Below are 17,251 nucleotides of genomic sequence, written 5' to 3'. Positions count from 1 at the left end.
GAGCCGCTCGATCACCCCGTCGGCCAGGTAGTAGGTGAGGGCCCCGACGGCCAGCCCGATCGCCATCGCGGTCGCTCCCCCGATCCGCGCCCCCTCCTGCGCCAGCTCGAACGCCACGGCCGAGATGAGCGCCCCCGCCCCGAACGCCAGCACCAGCCCCACCAGCCGCTCCGGCCACTCCCGGACCAGCCCCAGCAGAGCCCCGATGACCAGCGACGACGCGGCGAGCGCTCCCCACCCCAGAGCCGCCCCCATGCCCCGCCCTCTCCCGCGACCGGTGATACACGGGAGGCCTACCCGGTTTCAGCCGGGCAACCGGCCGACTTCGTCGACGATGCCCGCGGTCTCCCGCAATTCATAGTCGCCTTCACCGATCCGACGCACTTGCATCGGCATCGGAGTGATCCGCCCGTCCTCTCCCATGGACGCCCCGCCGGAGCGCTGCCGCAGGTCGTTGCGGACCACCACGGCGCCCCGGCCGCGGCTCGCGTAGGTCTCGGGGTCGAGCAGGTACTCGTATCTGAGGCCGTACTGGTCCATCCTGGCGACGGTCACGACCGGCCGGCCGAGCGGGTCGGCGCCCTCGGGAAGCACCTCGACGCCGGGGATCCTGGCGATGGCCCGGAAGGCCGCCGCGTGAAGCCGCGGCGGGGTCAGGACTCCTTCGAAGAGCTCGGCGATCTCGTGGTAAGCGGCGCGATGCCGGTTGTCTTCCATCATGTCCTCCTTGAGCTCTCCTCTCTCGTAGTCCCTGTAGGGGTTCGGCATCCGTTCGAGCTGGGCTTTCCTCTTGGCGAAGCGGTCGTCCACGGCTTTGTAGGCCCGGGCCAGGAGCTTTTTCGGATCCGTGGAGAGCGTGCGCAGGTGGTCGTACCGCTGGAGCGGGGACCGTTCGTTCCTGCCCAGGTACGGCCCGTCTATAGCGGGCTTGCCGTCCCGCCCGTTCCCCGAGGACGCCTGCTGCCCGTCGAGCCGCTTCCAGGTCTCCGCGGAATGTTCCGTACGGCCGTCACGACCCTGGATCAGGGTCTTCTCGTACAACCACTGGTGCGGTCCAGGCCGGACGTCAGGACGCTTCTCCACTACCCGAGCAGCTTTTTCCAGATATTCGACGGCGCTCACCGGATGTGCCGACGGTGCGATCCGGGTGGAGTCGTCCCCGGGCAGGAGAAACAGCCCCAAGGCCAGCGCGCCGGCCGTCGCGGCCGACACCGCGAGCGTCCAGCGGGGAAGGCGGCGAGGGCGGGGGCCGTCGAGGAGACGGGAACGGGCGCGGGCCCTGCTCACCGGGTCGTAGGGAGCGGCCTCGGGCCGGCCGTCACGGAAGATCTCGATCTCGTCGATGGTCAAGACGCGTCCTTCTTGCTCGTGCCGGTGGGGTCGACACCGCCGAAGGCTCTGCGGACCTTGGCGCGGATGCGGTGGAGTTTGGAGCGGACGGTGCCGACGGGCAGGCCGAGGGCGGCGGCGCACTCCTCGTAGGTGAGGTCGGCCCAGGCCACGAGCAGCAGCAGGTCCCGATCGGTGGACGACAGCCTCGTGAGCACCTCGGCGAGCCGGGGCTGGAGCTGGGCGGAGGTCACCCGGGACGCGCTGCGCTCGTCGAAGGACTCGGGCTCTGGAACCGGGGCACGGGCCAGGAGGCGGTTGCGGCGGTTCTCGGCGCGCCGGTTCGCCCGGATCAGGCGGGACGCGATGCCGTACAGCCAGGGGCGGGAGTCCTCACGGGCCAGGTCGTAGGAGGCGCGTTTGCGGAACGCGGTGAGGAAGGTGTCCGACACGACGTCGTCAGCGAGGTCCGGGCCGAGCCGCCGGGAGACGTACCGGTGGATCTCGTCGGCGTGCCGGTCGAAGACCAGGGCGAACCGCTCGGGATCCGTCAGCGACTCCGCTATCAGCGACGCGTCGCCGGAGAGGTCCTGACGGTCCTCTTCGGCGAGCAGGGGCGGCCGGGTCATGGAGGGTGATCCTCTCGCGGGGGTCGTGATCACCCGTACTCGGTCGCCGGACGCGATCCGGTTCCCTCTTTCTCCGCGAGCCCGGTCAGCGGGGGGACGGGCAGGTCCAGGCCGCGACGCCGGCGAGGCTCGGGGCGGGGGTCCAGGGGTCCGGATGGCCGGGCCAGGTCTGCTCGATGGGAGTGCCGGACGGCCAGGGGACGAGGACCGTGCACACGCCGGGCGGAACCGGATGTCCCAGGTCGTACCAGCCGATCCTCGTCCAGGAGACGTGGTGGTACAGCGCGGCGCGGACGTGCCAGGGGACGTGCCGTTGGGTGAGCACGCCGCCTTCGGGGAGGTTCGCGTCGAGTGGCTGCTCGTCGCGGAACGGGGCGGTGATGCTCACCAGCGCCACCAGGTTGACGAGCGCCAGGACGACGACCGGTCTGCGGACGAGGGCGAAGACGGCGAGCAGGGCCGTGGCCGACGCCGTGGCGAGCCCCAGTTCCAAGGAGTCGGAGTCGCGGGTCAGGAAGATGACCTCGGGGAAGTCGAAGGGAATGAACACCGTGTCGTCCAGCCTCGGACCCGCGTACAGCGTGACGACCTGGGCGGCGGCGGTCAGGGTCACGACCGCTCCCAGGACGGCCTTGTGGTCGGCGAGCGCGCGGAGCCCGACGAGCGCGTAGGCGAGGGCGACGCAGCTCAGGTAGCGCCCGTAGGCGAAGTTGCCGACCCGGTTCTCGTCGGGGAGGGCCGCCATCGAGGCGTAGGCGATGCCGAACGTGACGGCGCAGAGCACCAGGGCCATGGGTTTGCGGCGCACGGCCGCGGCGACCACCACGACCAGGCCCGCTCCCGCCAGACCCCAGGTCGACGTGATCAGGTACCAGATCTGGCCCGCCGCGCCGGACAGCGCCCACGCCTGGCCGTCGAGGCTGAGCAGCCGGTCGAGGAGGTTGCCGCCGAGGTCGAGTGCCCCGGACGGGTAGAGCTCCGCGAGCAGGAAGGCGTTGAACCGGTCGACGGCCAGGTATCCGAGGCCCGTGGCGGCGAGGCCGGTGAGCGCGGGCCGTCTCGTCTTCCGCAGTGCCAGGAGCAGGGCCAGTGCGTGGACGGCGAGGAGGATGGAGCCCCGGGAGTGGATCGAGCAGGCGAAGCAGACGAGCAGGCTCGCGGGCACCGCGGAGCCGTGCCCGCGGAAGAACCGGTCTAGTGCCAGCAGCCAGGCCAGGACGACCACCGGAAGGACCGCGTCCGCCAGGGCATGCCGCCCGAAGATCACGACGGCGGGCAGCAGTGCGGCAGCCCAGGCCAGTGGAAGGCTCGCGTTTCCCAGCCGTTTGAGCGCCAGGTAAGCCAGCGGGAAGACCAGCGCTCCGACCAGGGCGTTGACCAGCAAGACGAGCCGGTACGCCAGGACGGGATCCTCGGTCACCCAGAAGACCGGGGCGAGCAGCAGCGGGTAGCCGCCCTGGTAGAAGGTGTGCCCGGACAGGTCCGCGCCCGGACCTCCCGCCAGCAGCCGCGCCGCGACGAGGTAGCCGGCCTCGTCCGGGTGGGCGACGGGCCCGAGCCGGTGCCAGGCCAGCCCGAACCGGAGCGCGGCCTGTGCGAGCCAGCCGAGGAGGAGGAGCCGGAGTATCCGGTTCCCCGATCCGGGTTCCGGAGGGACGTCCGTCCGGCGGACTTCCACGGCGAGAGCCATGCCTTCTCCTGTTTTCGGGCGCGCGAAAGCCCGGAAGGGCTCACACGGGCGTTCTGAGAGAGGGGTTATCGGGCTCCGGGGCTACCAGGCCAGGTCGTCGGGTGGTTCCTCTTCGATCGTGATGGTGCGGGTGCCCTGACTTCCGTGCATGAGGGTCTTGATGCCGATCTGGAAGAGCACTTCCGGCCCCGACGGATGCTGTTTCAGCAGAGTGCGGGGGTTCCCGTAACTTTCTACGGATATCGCCGTCAGCAGACCCCAGGAGCGGGCCTCCCCCTTGCTGAGTGGGGACTCCTTGATCTCGTAGCCCGTACCGGCCTCATGCGGTTCGCTCGACAGCGTCAGGACCTTCTTTCCGTCGGGGGTGATCATCGCGTTGGACAGCAGTGGGCCCGCGCCGTCCGTCTGGAACGGGGCGTTGCCCGCTTCCTCCAGCAGAGAGGTGGTGTCAGAGGGGTCCGCCGTCCTCATGAGCAGGAGTTCGTTCCTCGGCTCCTCTCCGCCCTCGATGTCACGCTGCCGGAACACCGCCAGGCTGTGCCCGTCCGGTGAGTAGGCGAGGTTCAGCACCTTCCCTTCGGCTCCCCAGATCGTGGTGGTCCCCGCCCAGTGGTGCGCGATCTTCCGCTCCCCGGTCGCGCCGTCACCGACGTAGTGTTCGGTGTTCCCCTCGACCACCTTCCGACCGCAACTCTCGTACGAGTAGGCGATCTCGTCCCCCTTCGGGGTGGTCGCCAGGTTCGCGGGTGTGCCGTCCAACGCCACGAACGAGATCGAACCCGTTCCCCACTGGGTGAACCTGCCTTCAGCGGAGAACCCGATGTTGTAAACCGTGTACTTCGCGCATCCAGGTTGGAAGCCCGGGCCCAAGCGAGTCAGAAGATGAAAGGAGCTCACCCCCTTCCTCTCGTCATCTGGGATGGACGCGATGGACACGAAGCTCTCCCTGTTGCCCGCGTAATTGACGTCCCGTACCTCCCCCGTGGCGGTCGAACGGGCCTCGAAACGCGACGGCCGACCTTCCTCGGCGCCATAGACCGCCACGTAGAACTCCGGTGCCGACCCGATGGCGTAGCTCGGAGAGCTCGCCGGAATCGGCGCGTCGGGCTCCCCGTCCGGCAGGACGAACGGCCCCAGGACGACGAGCGCGACGACGAGCGCCGCCCAGGCAGGCAGAAACCGCGTGATCCCACGTCCGCGGCGGACCGCCGGTAGTGGCCGCGGCCGGTCCTCCACCAGGTCGGCGGTGCCGTGGAGGGCGGCTCTGAGCCGGTCTTCGACGTTCATGAGGCGTCCTCCAGTTCGCGTTCGAGGGCGCCCAGCGCCCGGGACATGGTGGAGCGGACGGTGGAGGGGCGGATCTTCAGGGTCGTGGCGATCTCCTCGTCGGGCAGGTCGGCGTAGAACCGCAGGACCAGGACCTCGCGTTGCCGCCGGGGCAGCCGGTGCAGGGCCCGCATCACCTCGCGGTGGTCCTCGCCGAGCATGGCCTGGGACTCCGCCGACCAGGCCGGCGGCTCGTACCGTTCGGCGTGCCTGCGCATGAGCTTGCGCCGCCGCAGGACCGACCGGCAGCCGTTGAGCACCGAGGTCCGCACGTAGGCGAGGAGCTTCCCCTCGTCCCGGAGTGAGGGAGCGTTCCGGTGGAGGCGGACGAACACATCCTGGACGACGTCCTCGGCGGTGGCCTCGTCGCCGACCAGCATCATCGCCAGCCGGACGAGCCCCGTCTGGTGCTCGCGGTAGAAGGCGGGGAACGCCTCCGTCTCGGCGATCACCGCGCTCCAGCGGACCGCATGTTCACTCTCCACATGAAGAAGACACGCGCCCCACCGGTATTGCTGCTTCGCAGGAGTGACTTTTTCAGGAAGTGATGTTCTGCATGGCGTAACGAGCGGCTTTGAGAGTGATGTCCTGAGCGTTCCGCACCGTGGCGGACTCCCCTCCGTACTCGACCTGGAGGATGAGCCGACCCGAGCGGGCCGAGAGGACGGAACGGGTGCTCGCGAAGGACCCGGTGAGGGTCGTGTCCTGGGCGAAGGCCTCCTCGCCGAGGCCGGGCAGGTCCCGGGGAGCGGACTTCACGACCGTCGAGATCGGGTCGGCGGAAGTGCCCGCGGAGCTCGTCGCCTGGCGTCTCATGAAGGCGAACGTCTTCTTGGCCGTCTCCTCGGGAGGCTGCCCGCCCTGCGGAGGCAGAAAGCGGACCTTGAGGTCGAGGTCGCCCCAGGAGCAGGTGTCCGCGCCCTTCGCCGAGGCCTTGGAGCCGCTCACGAGTTCGGAGGCCTGCTCGGCGGTCAGCAGGCCGCAGGGATCGGGCGCGGCGGCGAGCGTCGCGGAAGGGGACGGCGCGACGGAGACCGGAGGCGCGTCGCCGGGCCGCAGGAGAACGAAGCCCAGACCGGCCGCGGCCGCCAGCACGAGCGCGGTGCCGACGATCAACGGCCCCCGCCGACGCCGACCGGAAGGCGTGACCGTGCTCCCGGGGACCGTCGAAGGGAAGCCACCCCCGGCGGGAGGCGAAGGCTGGAACACGGGCGGGGAGACGGGAGCGATCCCGGCCGCCGCCTGGAAGGCGCGCCTGATCTCTGCGGGAACGGGCCGGAGGTGGGGATTGCGGTTCATCATCGCGACGAGGACGGGCCCGAGCGGTCCCGCCAGCCGGGGCGGGGGGACGTCCTCGGTCAGGACGGCGCCGAGCATCGCCAGTGCGCTCTGCCGCTCGAAGGGGTGGCGGCCTTCGACGAGCGTGTAGAGGGTCGCGCCGAGGGCCCACAGGTCCGACGACGGGCCCGCGCCGTGCCCGTCCTGGAGGCGTTCGGGCGCCATGTAGCCGGGCGAGCCGACGATCCCCTCGACGGAGGTCAGGCGGACGTCGCCGGAGAGCACGGCGATACCGAAGTCGGTGAGGATCGCCCGGTCGCCGCTGAGCAGCACGTTCGCCGGTTTCACGTCGCGGTGCAGGATGCCGCGTTCGTGCGCCAGGCACAGGGCGTCCAGCAGCTGAAGGCCTATTTCGGCGACCTTCCGGGGCGGCAGCGGCCCCCGCTCGGCCCGGACGCCCTCCAGTGACGGGCCGTCGATGAGGTCCATGACGATCCAGGGGCGCCCGTCCTGCCGCAGCACGTCGTGCACGGTGATGATCGACGGGTGGGGCAGCGCGGCGGCGGCGCGCGCCTCGCGCAGGAAGCGCTCGCAGAAGTCGGCGCGCCGATCCTCGTCGAGGCCGGACGGCAGCCGCACCTCCTTGACGGCGACGGTCCGGCCGAGGAACTCGTCGCGGGCCCTCCAGACGTCGGCCATGCCGCCCCGGCCGAGGCGGCTCTCCAGCCGGTAGCGCCCGGCGAGCAGCGTGTTGTCAGCCATGGCTCATCGCCTCCGCCACCCAGTGCGCGCCGCGCAGCGCGGCGGCCGTCATCTGCTCGCCGCCGTCGCCGCCGCTTCTCAGTTTGAAGGTCGTCACCGTGTTGCTCAGCCGGAAGGAGACCAGCACGCTGCGGCTCTTGGACCCGCCGGCCGCGTCGTGGGCGAGCTCCTGCAGGAACGCCTCGTCCCCCAGGCCGGGAACCGAGACGGACTCGCCCGCCCATCCGGCGTTCTGCCGTTCTCCTGCCAGTTTCTTCTCGGGGTCGTCGCTGAGCTCGACCTGGAGGTCGAGGGTGAACCGCAGCGATTCCGGCGTCCTGGCCGAGGCGGAGACGGGAGTCCAGTTGCAGGCCCCTTCCTGGTAGTCGCTGCCTTCCCGGCTGCCGGGCACCAGGTACTCCACCTGCTCCTCGGTGAGAAGCTCGCAGGCCGCGGGAGGCGCGGTGCGCCTCTCGGCCGCCGCCGGCGTGCCCGGCGCGGGATCCGGTCCGGCGACCGCCACCGTGACCGGGACGGTCACCGCGGCGAGCAGCACCGCTCCTGCGGCGAGCAGGGCCGGATGGACCCGCCGGACCCCGCCGGTTCTCCGAGGCGCGGGAATCCGCGCACGCAGCGCGGCCCGCAGAGCGGAGGCGTCGGGACGGGCCGCCGGGTCCGGGTGCAGCAGCGGGAGCAGTACCGATCCCAGCAGGGGCGCCCGCATCGGCGTCAGGGGCTGCCCGTACCGGATGGCGTCGACCGTCGGGAACGGCATCCTGCCTTCGGCGAGCGTGTAGAGGGTCGCGGCGAGCCCCCACAGGTCGGACGCGGGTATGCGTTCCGGCTCGGGCGGGGTGTAGGCGCCGTACGGCCGTGCCGTCCCGAAGCCCCAGAGCTTGAACCGCCCGTCGCCCGCCCGCACGACGGCCCCCGGTTCGACTCCCCCGTGGACGATGCCGAGCGCGTGCGCCGCCGTCAGCACGTCCAGGAGCTCCAGGCCGATCTCCGCGACCTGCGCTTCGGGAAGCATCCCGGCGGTCGCGAGCGTCTGCCCGTCGGCGGGCTCCGTGACGATCCACGACTCACCGTTCTCGGTGAGGATGTCGTGGACGGTCAGCGCGGACGGGTGTTTCAGGCCCGTCGCCGCCCGGACCGCGGGCAGCGCGCCGGGGTCCACCCGCCGTACGGTGACGTCGCGGTGCAGGAGCTCGTCCATGGCCCGCCAGGCGGTCCGGGACTCGTCGAGCGGCTGGAGGAGCCGGTAGCGGCCGGTCAAAATCATCGTGCGGTCATCCTGTCCGTGTCAGTGCCGCGCCGACCCACCCGGCGGCCTTCTCCGCGCACTCGCCGAGCTCCCGCACGACTCCGCCGGCCTGGAAGTCCGCGGGGACCTCCTGCTCGCAGGAGACCACCGCGACGGCGTTGCTCACGACGATCACCGTGTTCGTCGCGTACTCGCCGTCCGCCTCGTGGACGTCGTAGGCGATGGCCTGTTCGCCGACTCCCCGCAGTTCGCGCACCGGCGAGACGGTGCCGCCGTCGCCCGCGGCGCGCGGCGCCTCCTCCTTCGCCCCGGTGAGGAACCGGCGGGCGGTGGCGGGCCCGCCGCCGTGAGGTCCCGGCCGCAGGACGAAGAGCTCGATGACGAGCGACCTGTCGGACGATCCGCTCCCCGCGGAGGAGACCTCGCAGTAGGTGTTCGGCTTCCGGCTCCCGATGCCGCCCCCGTCGTCCTTCTCGAAGTCCGGGAACAGTTCTCCGGCCTGGTCGTCGCTGATCAGCCCGCACGCGCGGGGGACGGCGGCGAACCTGCCGGGCTCGGTGTCGACGGACGCCTCCGCCCGGGAGGCCGGGGGTTCCGGGGAGCCGAGGAGCACGGTGGCGATGGTCGTCACCGAGGCGACCGCCACGGCGAAGCAGGCGGCCAGGACGGCGAGGACCGCCGGACGCACCGGCACCTCCCGCCCCTTGCGCGCCGCCGGTCGGGCGAGCTCCGCGAGGACGTCCCCCGCGGCGGCCGGCCGCCGGGCGGGGTCCTTGGCCAGCAGTTCCAGCAGGACCGGCCCCAGTTCCCCCGCCCGTTCGGGCGGGCGCGGGTCCGCCGACAGCACCGCGCTCAGCACCGCCATCGGCCCGTCGCCGGTGAAGGGAGGCGTGCCCTCGACCGCGAAGTAGAGGGTGGCGCCCAGCGACCACAGGTCCGACGCGGGGACCGGATGGGTCGTCTTCTCCGGCGCCGTGAATCCGGGGGTGCCGATCGAGGATGCGGCCTGCGAACGGACCGCCACCCCGGTGCCGAAACCGGTGAGCACTCCCCTTCCCTCGGGCGTCACCCAGACGTTCTCCGGCTGGACGTCCCCGTGCACGACTCCCATGGTGTGGGCGCGGGAGAGCGCCCCCCACACGTCCAGGCCGAGGACGGCCGCCTGCTCCGGGGAGAGCGGGCCGTACCCTGCGACGACCTGGGTGAGCGGCCGCCCGTTGACGGGCTGCGTGACGATCCATGCGCGGCCGTCGTGGGAGACGGCGTCCAAGACGGCGTTGACGGCCGGATGCCCGACCCGGCTCGCGGCCCCTGCCTCCCGGACGACCTCCTCCGCGAGGGCCCGGCGCTCGTCGTCGTTCAGTTCGGGCGGGGGTTCCACCTCCCGGACGAGCACCTGCAGGCGTGTCCGCTCGTCGTACGCGAGGTGGAGGTGCGCGCCCAGGGCCTGCTGGAGGACGTAACGTCCGGCGATCTTCTGTTGCACGTCAGCTCTCGTCCACCGCTTCGGCGACCCAGCGGGCCATGGTCAGCGCATTCTGGCGGATCTTCTTCTTCCCCGTCTCGTTCGTCACGTCCGCGTGGGTGATCTCGAAGACGATGTTGCTGATCCGGAAGTACACGTCGGTCATCTGCGCTCCCAGCCGGCCGTAGGTCTCGACGACGAAGGCCTCCTCGCCCAGGCCCTCGACCTTCTCCGCCGCGGTCTGCGGCCCGGACGTGATGGACTCCCCCCCGATGTCGCTGTAGTGCCAGATGACCTTGTCGCTCCCGTTCTTGGCCCGCAGGAAGCCGATGAACGCGTCGTGCGCCTCGGCCGGGCTCGTGGCCGTCCAGGGGTCCGAGGACGTGGAGCTCGACCAGGTCCCCGCCTCGATCCCCGAGCCGGGCGCGTCCCAGGAGCAGGACGGATCCTCGGCGTCGCCGCCGGGCTTGCCCTCGGCCCTGGGGTACGAGGGGATGATCTCCTTCACCCGTTCCACCGGGATCAGCGAGCAGAAGTCGATCGGCACGGTGAACCTGGCGGTGTCCTCCGACGGGGTCGAGGGCGTCGAAGGCCCTCCCTGAGCGGGCCCGGTGGGCACGCCTGCGGCGGTGACGGACGACCGGTCGTCCGTCACGACCACGACGGCGGCCGCGACGGCCAGCAGTGCGGACGCGGCCACCGCTCCGGCCAGCAGAGCGCCCGGCCTCCTGGCGCGCTTCGCCTTCCGGGGCAGATCCGAGGGGACGGTGGGCGGCGGAGCCTCGGGCACGCGCGGGGCGGGGAGCACGATCTCGCCGGAGGGCTCCCCCGCGGCCACCCGTTCCAGCACGCCGCGGACCACCGAGGCGTCCGGGCGGGCCTCGGGACGGCGGGCGAGCATGTGCGTGAGCAGCGGCCCCAGCTCGCCCGCCCGGACGGGCGGCACGGGGTCGGCGGTGAGCACCCCTGCGAGCACCGCCATGGGGCTGTCGCCGGGGAACGGCGGACGGCCTTCGACCGCCCGGTAGAGCGTCGCCGCCAGCGACCACAGGTCCGACTGGGGGCCCGCCTGTTCGCCCCGCAGCCTTTCCGGCGCGACATGGCCGGGCGAGCCGACGAGCATGCCCGAGCGGGTGATCGTCGCCTGGCCCTCGACGGTCGCGATGCCGAAGTCGGTGAGGACCGTACGGCCGTCTCCGGTCAGGAAGACGTTTCCGGGTTTGACGTCCCGGTGCAAAATGCCTGCGGCGTGCGCGGTCTCGAGCGCGCCGAGGACGTCCGCGCCGATCCGCGCCGCGCGTTCGGGCGGGAGCGGTCCGCCGTCCTCCAGCGCCTTGTCGAGGGAGGCGCCCTCCAGGAGCTGCATGATGATCCAGGGACGGTCGTCCTCGACGAACGCGTCGTGCACGACGATGACGCCGGGGTGGCGGAGCCGGGCGGCGGCCTGCGCCTCGCGGACCGCGCGGGTGCGGGCCTCCTCGCGCAGGGCGTCGTCGAGTTCCGGGGCGATCCGCAGTTCCTTGACCGCCACCTCGCGGCCGAGCGTCTCGTCCCTGGCCCGCCAGACGGTGCCCATTCCCCCGCTGCCCAGGATTTCGAGCAGGAGGTAGCGGTCGGCCAGCTTTTTCCCAGCGTTCCCATCGTTTCCGGACACGCCAGGCATCCTAAATCAAGATCGTTTCAATTATTAGAATTCCCCCAAAAGGGTGATAATCACCTGTTCGGGGTATGCCGTGGTTTACAGGGATTAACAGGAGTCGTTCCAGCGCGGGCTGTGACGGGAAGAACGGAGGCGCACGTGACTCGACCCATCGTCGTCGGCGTGGACGGATCGCCGCAGTCCCTCCAGGCCGTGGACTGGGCCGTCGAAGAGGCGCGGCTGCGGAGGCTCCCTCTGCGGATCGTCCATGTCGCCCTGCGGTGGGAGTACAGCGCGGAGGCCCCGCCGGAACCCGGCCTGGAGGCCTCCCGGCCCGAATCCGCCGCCCTGCACGTCCTGGAACTCGCCCAGGACCGCGCCGCGGACCGCGCTCCCGACATCGAGACCAGCACCGCCCTGGGCATCGGCCACGTCCCCACCACCCTGCTGGAGGAGGCGTCCGACGCCCTCCTGCTGGTGGTCGCGGCCCGGGGGACCGGAGCGTTCAGCGGCATCATGCTCGGCTCTGTGAGCCGCCAGGTGGCCGAGCACGCCGCCACCCCGGTCGTCGTGGTGCCCCACCACCCCGACCCCGAACCGAGGCCCGCCGAGGTCGTCGTCGGGGTCGACGGCTCCGAGGCGTGCATGGACGCCATCGGATTCGCGATGGAGGAGGCGGCCCTGCGCGGAGTCGGGCTGCGCGCCATCCACGTCTGGGACCACACCGCCTACCCGCCCGCCATGCGGCCGGCCTCCTACAGCGAGCTGTCCGTCGAGCAGGAGGGCGCGCGGGTCCTCTCCGAGTCCCTGGCCCCGTGGAAGAGCAAGTACCCGACCGTGCCCGTCGTCGAACAGGTGATCCAGGGCCGCACGCCCACCGAGGCGCTGGCCGGCGCGACCGTCCGCGCGGCCCTCCTGGTCGTCGGAGCCAGGGGCCACGGCGGCTTCCCGGGGCTGCGCCTGGGCTCGGTCAGCCACGCCGTCCTGCAGCAGGCGCAGGGTCCCGTGGTCATCGTCCGTCCCCGTCCCTGACCGCCTCCGGTCCCGCGAACGGCCAGGGCCCCTTCCCGGCGACCGGGGAAGGGGCCCTGCATCTGGATCCGGCGGTGCTCAGCCGACCGGCATGGCGGTACCGGTCCTCCGGGTCTCCCGCTCGTACATCTCCTCCATGTCCTCGCCGCTCCAGTGCTCCTCCAGGCGCATGGCCGTGCCCAGCGCGAAGAAGGTGGGCGCCCACTCGCCGACGAAGATGCCCCAGCGGTCGGCCCGGTCGAGTCCTGCGGCCTCCGCCTTCTTGGAGGTCATCCATGACGCGAAAGCGAGTCCGATCGACACGAACCCCGCGCTGAAGAGCATCTGCGAGGTGATACCGCTCTTGCGCATCAATTTGAGCATGCTACGACCCTTTCGTCGATCTTGGATGTGTCGTAGGCGTGCCCGACCCGTCTTCCCGGTAAGCCAGCCCCCCCACCAAAACGACGCAAACCCAGAGAACACCAGGAGCTGTTCAGCCCACCCGGAACGCGATGGACTTGGACTTGGAAGGTGCGTACAGGGAGTTGCCCGACCACACGAGCAGAATGGAGCCGCTCTTCTTCGGCCGGAAGGTCTTGGTGAACCGGCCCAGGGAATTGGTCTTCGCCTTCCCCGCCAGCGACCACTTCTTCTTGCCCTGCGGCCGGTAGTAGATCTTCACCTGGCGCTTGGCGAGGTCCTCGTAGCCGACCACGGAGACCCCCTGGAGCCTCCCGCCGACCTTCAGCGGCCCGCCCTTCCTCACCTTCTTGGGCTTGACCGCCGCGCTCAGCCTCGTGACGGCCTTGAAGGCGAAGGCGGTCTCCGGGCCCCGCACCTCTTCGCCGGTGTCCGCGTCGATGGCCGAGGACTCCACCCGCCACTTCCCGGGTGTCGCGTTGAGGGTGTCGAACTTGACCCTGCCCGTCCACACCCCGTCGTTCTCCGGGTCGGTCAGGTTCTGGTAGCCGTACCCGGCTCCGTTGTTCGCCTTCATCTCGACGAGCACCCCGTCGTAGAAGTTGCGCGGTCCCTCGAAGTCGACGGTGACGGCGACCCAGGTGGCGCGGTCCGCACGGATCAGCGCGGGGTTCGGCGTGACGCGGATGGACGGGGCGCGGCGCTCCCCGGAGGGCGCCGCCTGGGCGGGGACGGCGGTCAGCGGGGCCGCGATCACAGCGGCCAGCATCAGGGCGAGCCCGGTTCCGCGCTTCATCGGTCACTCCATCATCTCAAGAAGGAACGTGCAGTCTCCGACCCAATCCCTGGAGAAGGTTCAAAGTTGAATCACATGCCACAAAGACCAGATTTGTCTCATCCGTGACGTGCGATCTTCAGGAAAGCCTCGGGGTGCCGCATCATGGACGGGTGACACCGAAGCTGCTGGCCGTGAGCGACCTCCACGTCTCCTATGCCGAGAACAGGGAGGTCACCGCGAAACTGACGCCGACGACACCGGACGACTGGCTGATCGTCGCGGGGGACGTCGCGGACAAGGTCTCCGACATCGAATGGGCGCTCTCCCTGCTCGCAGAGAAGTTCGCGCAGGTCGTCTGGGTACCCGGCAACCACGAACTGTGGACGGTCAAGGACGGCGCGGACGGACTGCGCGGAGTCGCGCGCTACGAACACCTCGTCGAGCTGTGCCGGCGCCTCGGAGTGCTCACTCCCGAGGACCCGTACCCGCTGTGGGAGGGCCAGGACGGCCCCGTGCGCATCGCGCCCCTCTTCCTCCTGTACGACTACTCCTTCCTCCCTCCCGGCTGCACGACCAAGGAGGAAGGGCTCGCGTACGCGATGGAGACCGGCGTCGTCTGCACCGACGAACGGCTGCTGCACCCCGACCCGTACCCGAGCCGCGAGGCCTGGTGCGAAGCCCGCGTCACCCTGACGGAGAAGCGGCTCGCCGACTGCGACCCCGACGTCCCCCTCGTCCTGGTCAACCACTACCCGCTGGTCCGGGACCCCATGGACGTCCTGTGGTACCCGGAGTTCGCGCAGTGGTGCGGGACGACGGCCACCGCGGACTGGCACCGGCGCTTCAACGTCAAGACGATGATCTACGGGCATCTGCACATCCCGCGGGAGACCCGCTACGACGGGGTGCGCTTCGAGGAGGTGTCCCTCGGCTACCCCAGGGAGTGGAAGAAGCGCCCGCGCCCTCCGCAGTTGCCCAGAGTCGTGCTCTAACGGACCACCGGCCGGATCTCCGCGACGAGGGCCGTGGCGTTGTCGAGGCCGCCGAGGCGCTCCGCCCTGCACACCAGTGCGGCGGCGAGCGCGGCGGCCGACTGGTGAATGCCCGCCAGCTCCACCAGGTCGCCGGCGAACCAGTCGTCCTCGCCGAGGGCCGCGCCGTCGCTGAGCAGGACGAGCATGTCGCCGGGCACGACCTGGACGTCCGCCAGGAACGGCTCGTCGGCGTATCCGCCGAGGTTGCCGAGCAGGATGGAGCCGCCCATGTTCGCGAACGGGTCGGTGAGCAGGGACTCGGCGAGCACCGTCTGGTCGGGGTTGAGGCGCAGCGCCGTCCGCCCCCCGAACGGCAGCATCCGCACCAGCCAGGCCGGGCTGTCCCCCACCGACAGCAGGGCCGTTCTCCCGTCCGGGTGGACGGCCGCGAACAGAGCCGTGGACGCTCCGCGCCCCTGGCCGACCACGGCGTCCTCGGCCGCCCTCAGCGCGCCTTCCAGGTCGTGGGAGGAGACGAGGTAGTCCTTCAGGGCGGCGACGGCCGCCCGCGCGGCGCGCGCACCCGAACCGTCCCCCGGGCCCGTCACACCGTCGCAGACGACCAGCGCGACCACGCCATCGGTGCTGCGGACCGCGGCGAACGCGTCCTCGTTGTCCCACTCGGGATCGCCCTTGGCCTTCCGAGACCCCACCGCCGTCTCGGCCGCGATCCGCACCGAGACGCCCTCGTCCCAGGGACGGGTCACGGCCGCCACCACGCCGCCCGGGTCGTTCCCCGCGAGCAGGGCGCGCACGACCGCGTCCAGCCCGTGCGGCGAGTTCCCCGCGTGCAGCTCCAACAGCAGCGAAGCGTCGGTGAGGTCACGCGGAGGCCGTCCGACGGCCAGCGTGACGAGCCCGCAGATCACCGCCCAGACGTCGCGTGCCCGCGCGCCGGGAGTCTCCGGGACGGGCTCCTCACCCGCCCCGTGCGGCGGGACGCGCAGGATCTGCCAGCCCCGCTCCGGCCCCCAGCGCAGCGAACCCGGATACAAGAACCCCGGGCCGGTCCGCGCGACGCTCTCCGAGAGCAGCGGCCAGAGGGCGGGAAGCTCGCCCATCAGCCGCTCCACGGGCATCCCTCCGGGGTCGCCGAGAGCCGGCAACGGTTCTTCGGGCCACTCGACGGTCACTTCAGCGCGCACGGCCTACTCCCGCCCTGGGACGTCCGAGAACGCCCGTGGATCAGCGACTGGTAATGCCGTTCATAGTGGTACTCCAGGCCTGTCCGGGCAAGGTCATCCGTCAGGTCGCGTCTGTGAACGTTCGCAAAGCCGCGATGAGCCGGTCGATGTGCTCGTCCGTGGTGCCCAGGCCGATGCTGGCGCGCACCGCCGTGCCGTCGGCGCCCTCGCACCCGCCCTCGCCGCCCAGCAGGTGACGGACCAGCGGATGCGCGCAGAACTTGCCGTCCCGGACGCCGATGCCGTGCTCGGCCGAGAGGTACTCCGCCACGGAGCGGGCCGAACGCCCCTCCACGGTGAAGGAGACGATCCCGACGCGGGGGTGCTCCGGGCCCCACAGCGACAGCTCCCGTACGGCGGGGAGCTGCGCGAGCCCCTCCCGGAGCCTGCCGAGCAGCCGCTCCTCCTCGGCGATCAGGTCCTCCCAGCCGGTGAGCGTCTCGCAGGCCGCCGCCAAGGCGATCGCCCCGAGCACGTTCGGCGTCCCCGCCTCGTGGCGCTGCTCGGCGTCCGCCGCCCACTCCACGGAGCCGCCGGAGCCGACGTTCCGGCTCGCGCCGCCGCCCTTCAGGTAGGGGGCCGCGGCACGCAGCCAGTCCGCGCGGCCGGCCAGGACGCCCGCCCCGAACGGGGCGTACAGCTTGTGTCCCGACAGCGCGACGTAGTCCAGGTCGCGGGCGTCCAGCGGACGGTGCGGAGCGAGCTGGGCGGCGTCCACCGCGATCCGCGCCCCGTGGCGGTGCGCCAGGTCGGCGAACTCCTGGACGGGCCACAGCTCGCCCGTCACGTTGGAGGCCGCCGTGATGACGAGCAGGCGCGGCCCCTGCGGGCAGACCCGCAGCGCCTCGCCGGCGGCCCTCAGCGCCTCGATCGGGCTCGCGGGGACGGGCAGCCGGACGGCGTTGCGCCACGGCAGCTGGGTCGCGTGGTGCTCGGACTCGAACACCACGACGGACGTCGGGACGGGAAGCGCCCGCGCCAGCAGGTTGAACGAGTCCGTGGTGTTGCGCGTGAAGACGACGGCCTGCGGCCCGCCGAGGAAGGAGCGGACGCTCTCGCGCGCCTCCTCGTAGGCCCGCGTGGTGACCTGCGAGGCGTACCCGGCGCCGCGGTGGACGCTGCTGTAGTACGGGAGCGCCCGCGTGACGGCTTCCTGCACGCTCTCCAGACACGGTGCCGAAGCCGCGTAGTCGAAGTTCGCGTACGGCACGACGCCCGTCGTGACGGGAACGGGGGCGTCGGCGCCGACGAGCTGCGGGATACGGGTGAGAACGGACATGACCCAGCCTCCGGGATCCTGGGACCCCGGGGTGTGCCCGACGGGTCCGCGCTTGCCGGACGCTTCTTGCGACCGGCCAGGTCGTCACCCGGACCACCCCACCGCGGAAGGAGGGTTGGCGGCCAGCGAGCCGGGGCTTGGCGCTGGCACTCATGACCTAGCCGGGACTATAGCAAGGCCC

Annotated in this window: 15 protein-coding genes, 1 pseudogene and 1 riboswitch; of the genes and pseudogenes, 2 read left to right on the top strand and 14 right to left on the bottom strand. The window is 71.5% G+C overall.

Annotated elements, in window-relative coordinates; translation table 11 throughout:
- The 10 genes and pseudogenes from ABD327_RS02485 to ABD327_RS02440 form a co-directional block, all read right to left on the bottom strand.
- Positions 1–255: pseudogene (locus ABD327_RS02485) on the bottom strand (ZIP family zinc transporter); the annotation flags it as partial.
- Positions 256–303: 48 nt separating this feature from the next.
- On the bottom strand, positions 304–1,350 hold the full coding sequence (locus ABD327_RS02480; RefSeq protein WP_344448421.1) for a CU044_5270 family protein: 1,047 nt from the start codon (positions 1,348–1,350) through the stop codon (positions 304–306).
- Positions 1,347–1,958 carry an RNA polymerase sigma factor gene (locus tag ABD327_RS02475; RefSeq protein WP_344448420.1) on the bottom strand — a complete coding sequence of 204 codons (612 nt, stop codon included), beginning with the start codon at positions 1,956–1,958 and terminating at the stop codon, positions 1,347–1,349. Before ABD327_RS02475 ends, ABD327_RS02480 begins: the two co-directional genes overlap by 4 nt.
- A gap of 85 nt (positions 1,959–2,043) precedes the next feature.
- The gene (locus ABD327_RS02470) at positions 2,044–3,648 is read right to left on the bottom strand and encodes a hypothetical protein (RefSeq protein WP_344448419.1); all 1,605 of its coding nucleotides are present in this window, start codon (positions 3,646–3,648) and stop codon (positions 2,044–2,046) included.
- Positions 3,649–3,729: 81 nt separating this feature from the next.
- Positions 3,730–4,935: a hypothetical protein gene (locus ABD327_RS02465; protein ID WP_344448418.1), complete on the bottom strand. Its 1,206-nt coding sequence runs from the start codon at positions 4,933–4,935 to the stop codon at positions 3,730–3,732.
- Entirely contained in the window at positions 4,932–5,459 is a 528-nt protein-coding gene (locus ABD327_RS02460; RefSeq protein ID WP_344448417.1) for an RNA polymerase sigma factor, read from the bottom strand. Before ABD327_RS02460 ends, ABD327_RS02465 begins: the two co-directional genes overlap by 4 nt.
- A gap of 52 nt (positions 5,460–5,511) precedes the next feature.
- Entirely contained in the window at positions 5,512–7,014 is a 1,503-nt protein-coding gene (locus ABD327_RS02455; RefSeq protein WP_344448416.1) for a serine/threonine-protein kinase, read from the bottom strand.
- On the bottom strand, positions 7,007–8,275 hold the full coding sequence (locus tag ABD327_RS02450) for a serine/threonine-protein kinase (RefSeq protein ID WP_344448415.1): 1,269 nt from the start codon (positions 8,273–8,275) through the stop codon (positions 7,007–7,009). The genes ABD327_RS02455 and ABD327_RS02450 overlap by 8 nt, the downstream gene beginning before the upstream one ends.
- Positions 8,276–8,282: 7 nt before the next feature.
- A complete protein-coding gene (locus tag ABD327_RS02445) occupies positions 8,283–9,743 on the bottom strand; it encodes a serine/threonine-protein kinase (protein WP_344448414.1) in 1,461 nt (486 codons plus the stop codon).
- A 1-nt stretch (position 9,744) separates the two neighbouring features.
- Positions 9,745–11,376, bottom strand: a complete 1,632-nt coding sequence (locus ABD327_RS02440) for a serine/threonine-protein kinase (protein WP_344448413.1) — start codon at positions 11,374–11,376, stop codon at positions 9,745–9,747.
- Positions 11,377–11,520: 144 nt separating this feature from the next.
- Between ABD327_RS02440 and ABD327_RS02435 the strand changes: the two genes are divergently transcribed.
- Complete coding sequence (locus ABD327_RS02435; protein WP_344448412.1) at positions 11,521–12,393, top strand: universal stress protein; 873 nt, start codon at positions 11,521–11,523, stop codon at positions 12,391–12,393.
- Positions 12,394–12,471: 78 nt separating this feature from the next.
- On the opposite strand, the gene ABD327_RS02430 is transcribed toward ABD327_RS02435, so the two are convergent.
- The gene (locus ABD327_RS02430) at positions 12,472–12,744 is read right to left on the bottom strand and encodes a hypothetical protein (protein WP_344448411.1); all 273 of its coding nucleotides are present in this window, start codon (positions 12,742–12,744) and stop codon (positions 12,472–12,474) included.
- Between the two features lie 124 nt (positions 12,745–12,868).
- Positions 12,869–13,591 carry a hypothetical protein gene (locus ABD327_RS02425; protein ID WP_344448410.1) on the bottom strand — a complete coding sequence of 241 codons (723 nt, stop codon included), beginning with the start codon at positions 13,589–13,591 and terminating at the stop codon, positions 12,869–12,871.
- A gap of 152 nt (positions 13,592–13,743) precedes the next feature.
- Here ABD327_RS02425 and ABD327_RS02420 point away from each other — a divergent pair, with 152 nt between their 5' ends.
- On the top strand, positions 13,744–14,565 hold the full coding sequence (locus ABD327_RS02420; protein WP_344448409.1) for a metallophosphoesterase family protein: 822 nt from the start codon (positions 13,744–13,746) through the stop codon (positions 14,563–14,565).
- On the opposite strand, the gene ABD327_RS02415 is transcribed toward ABD327_RS02420, so the two are convergent.
- Both ABD327_RS02415 and ABD327_RS02410 read right to left on the bottom strand, forming a co-directional pair.
- Complete coding sequence (locus tag ABD327_RS02415; RefSeq protein ID WP_344448408.1) at positions 14,562–15,752, bottom strand: PP2C family protein-serine/threonine phosphatase; 1,191 nt, start codon at positions 15,750–15,752, stop codon at positions 14,562–14,564. The genes ABD327_RS02420 and ABD327_RS02415 overlap by 4 nt on opposite strands.
- Before the next feature lie 100 nt (positions 15,753–15,852).
- The gene (locus tag ABD327_RS02410) at positions 15,853–17,070 is read right to left on the bottom strand and encodes an aminotransferase class V-fold PLP-dependent enzyme (protein WP_344448407.1); all 1,218 of its coding nucleotides are present in this window, start codon (positions 17,068–17,070) and stop codon (positions 15,853–15,855) included.
- A gap of 43 nt (positions 17,071–17,113) precedes the next feature.
- Positions 17,114–17,228: riboswitch (SAM riboswitch) on the bottom strand.
- Positions 17,229–17,251: the final 23 nt, after the last annotated feature.

Source organism: Actinocorallia aurantiaca, from assembly GCF_039533685.1.
Classification (GTDB): Bacteria; Actinomycetota; Actinomycetes; order Streptosporangiales; family Streptosporangiaceae; genus Actinocorallia; species Actinocorallia aurantiaca.
The sequence above is the reverse complement of the archived record's forward strand: the minus strand, read 5'-3'. Positions and strand labels throughout refer to the sequence as shown.

Coding starts and splice junctions, on each gene's coding strand:
- ABD327_RS02475 (WP_344448420.1), bottom strand. CDS start 1,958: ATGACCCGGCCGCCCCTGCTCGCCGAAGAGGACCGTCAGGACCTCTCC.
- ABD327_RS02470 (WP_344448419.1), bottom strand. CDS start 3,648: ATGGCTCTCGCCGTGGAAGTCCGCCGGACGGACGTCCCTCCGGAACCC.
- ABD327_RS02465 (WP_344448418.1), bottom strand. CDS start 4,935: ATGAACGTCGAAGACCGGCTCAGAGCCGCCCTCCACGGCACCGCCGAC.
- ABD327_RS02455 (WP_344448416.1), bottom strand. CDS start 7,014: ATGGCTGACAACACGCTGCTCGCCGGGCGCTACCGGCTGGAGAGCCGC.
- ABD327_RS02450 (WP_344448415.1), bottom strand. CDS start 8,275: ATGATTTTGACCGGCCGCTACCGGCTCCTCCAGCCGCTCGACGAGTCC.
- ABD327_RS02430 (WP_344448411.1), bottom strand. CDS start 12,744: ATGCGCAAGAGCGGTATCACCTCGCAGATGCTCTTCAGCGCGGGGTTC.
- ABD327_RS02425 (WP_344448410.1), bottom strand. CDS start 13,591: ATGAAGCGCGGAACCGGGCTCGCCCTGATGCTGGCCGCTGTGATCGCG.
- ABD327_RS02410 (WP_344448407.1), bottom strand. CDS start 17,070: ATGTCCGTTCTCACCCGTATCCCGCAGCTCGTCGGCGCCGACGCCCCC.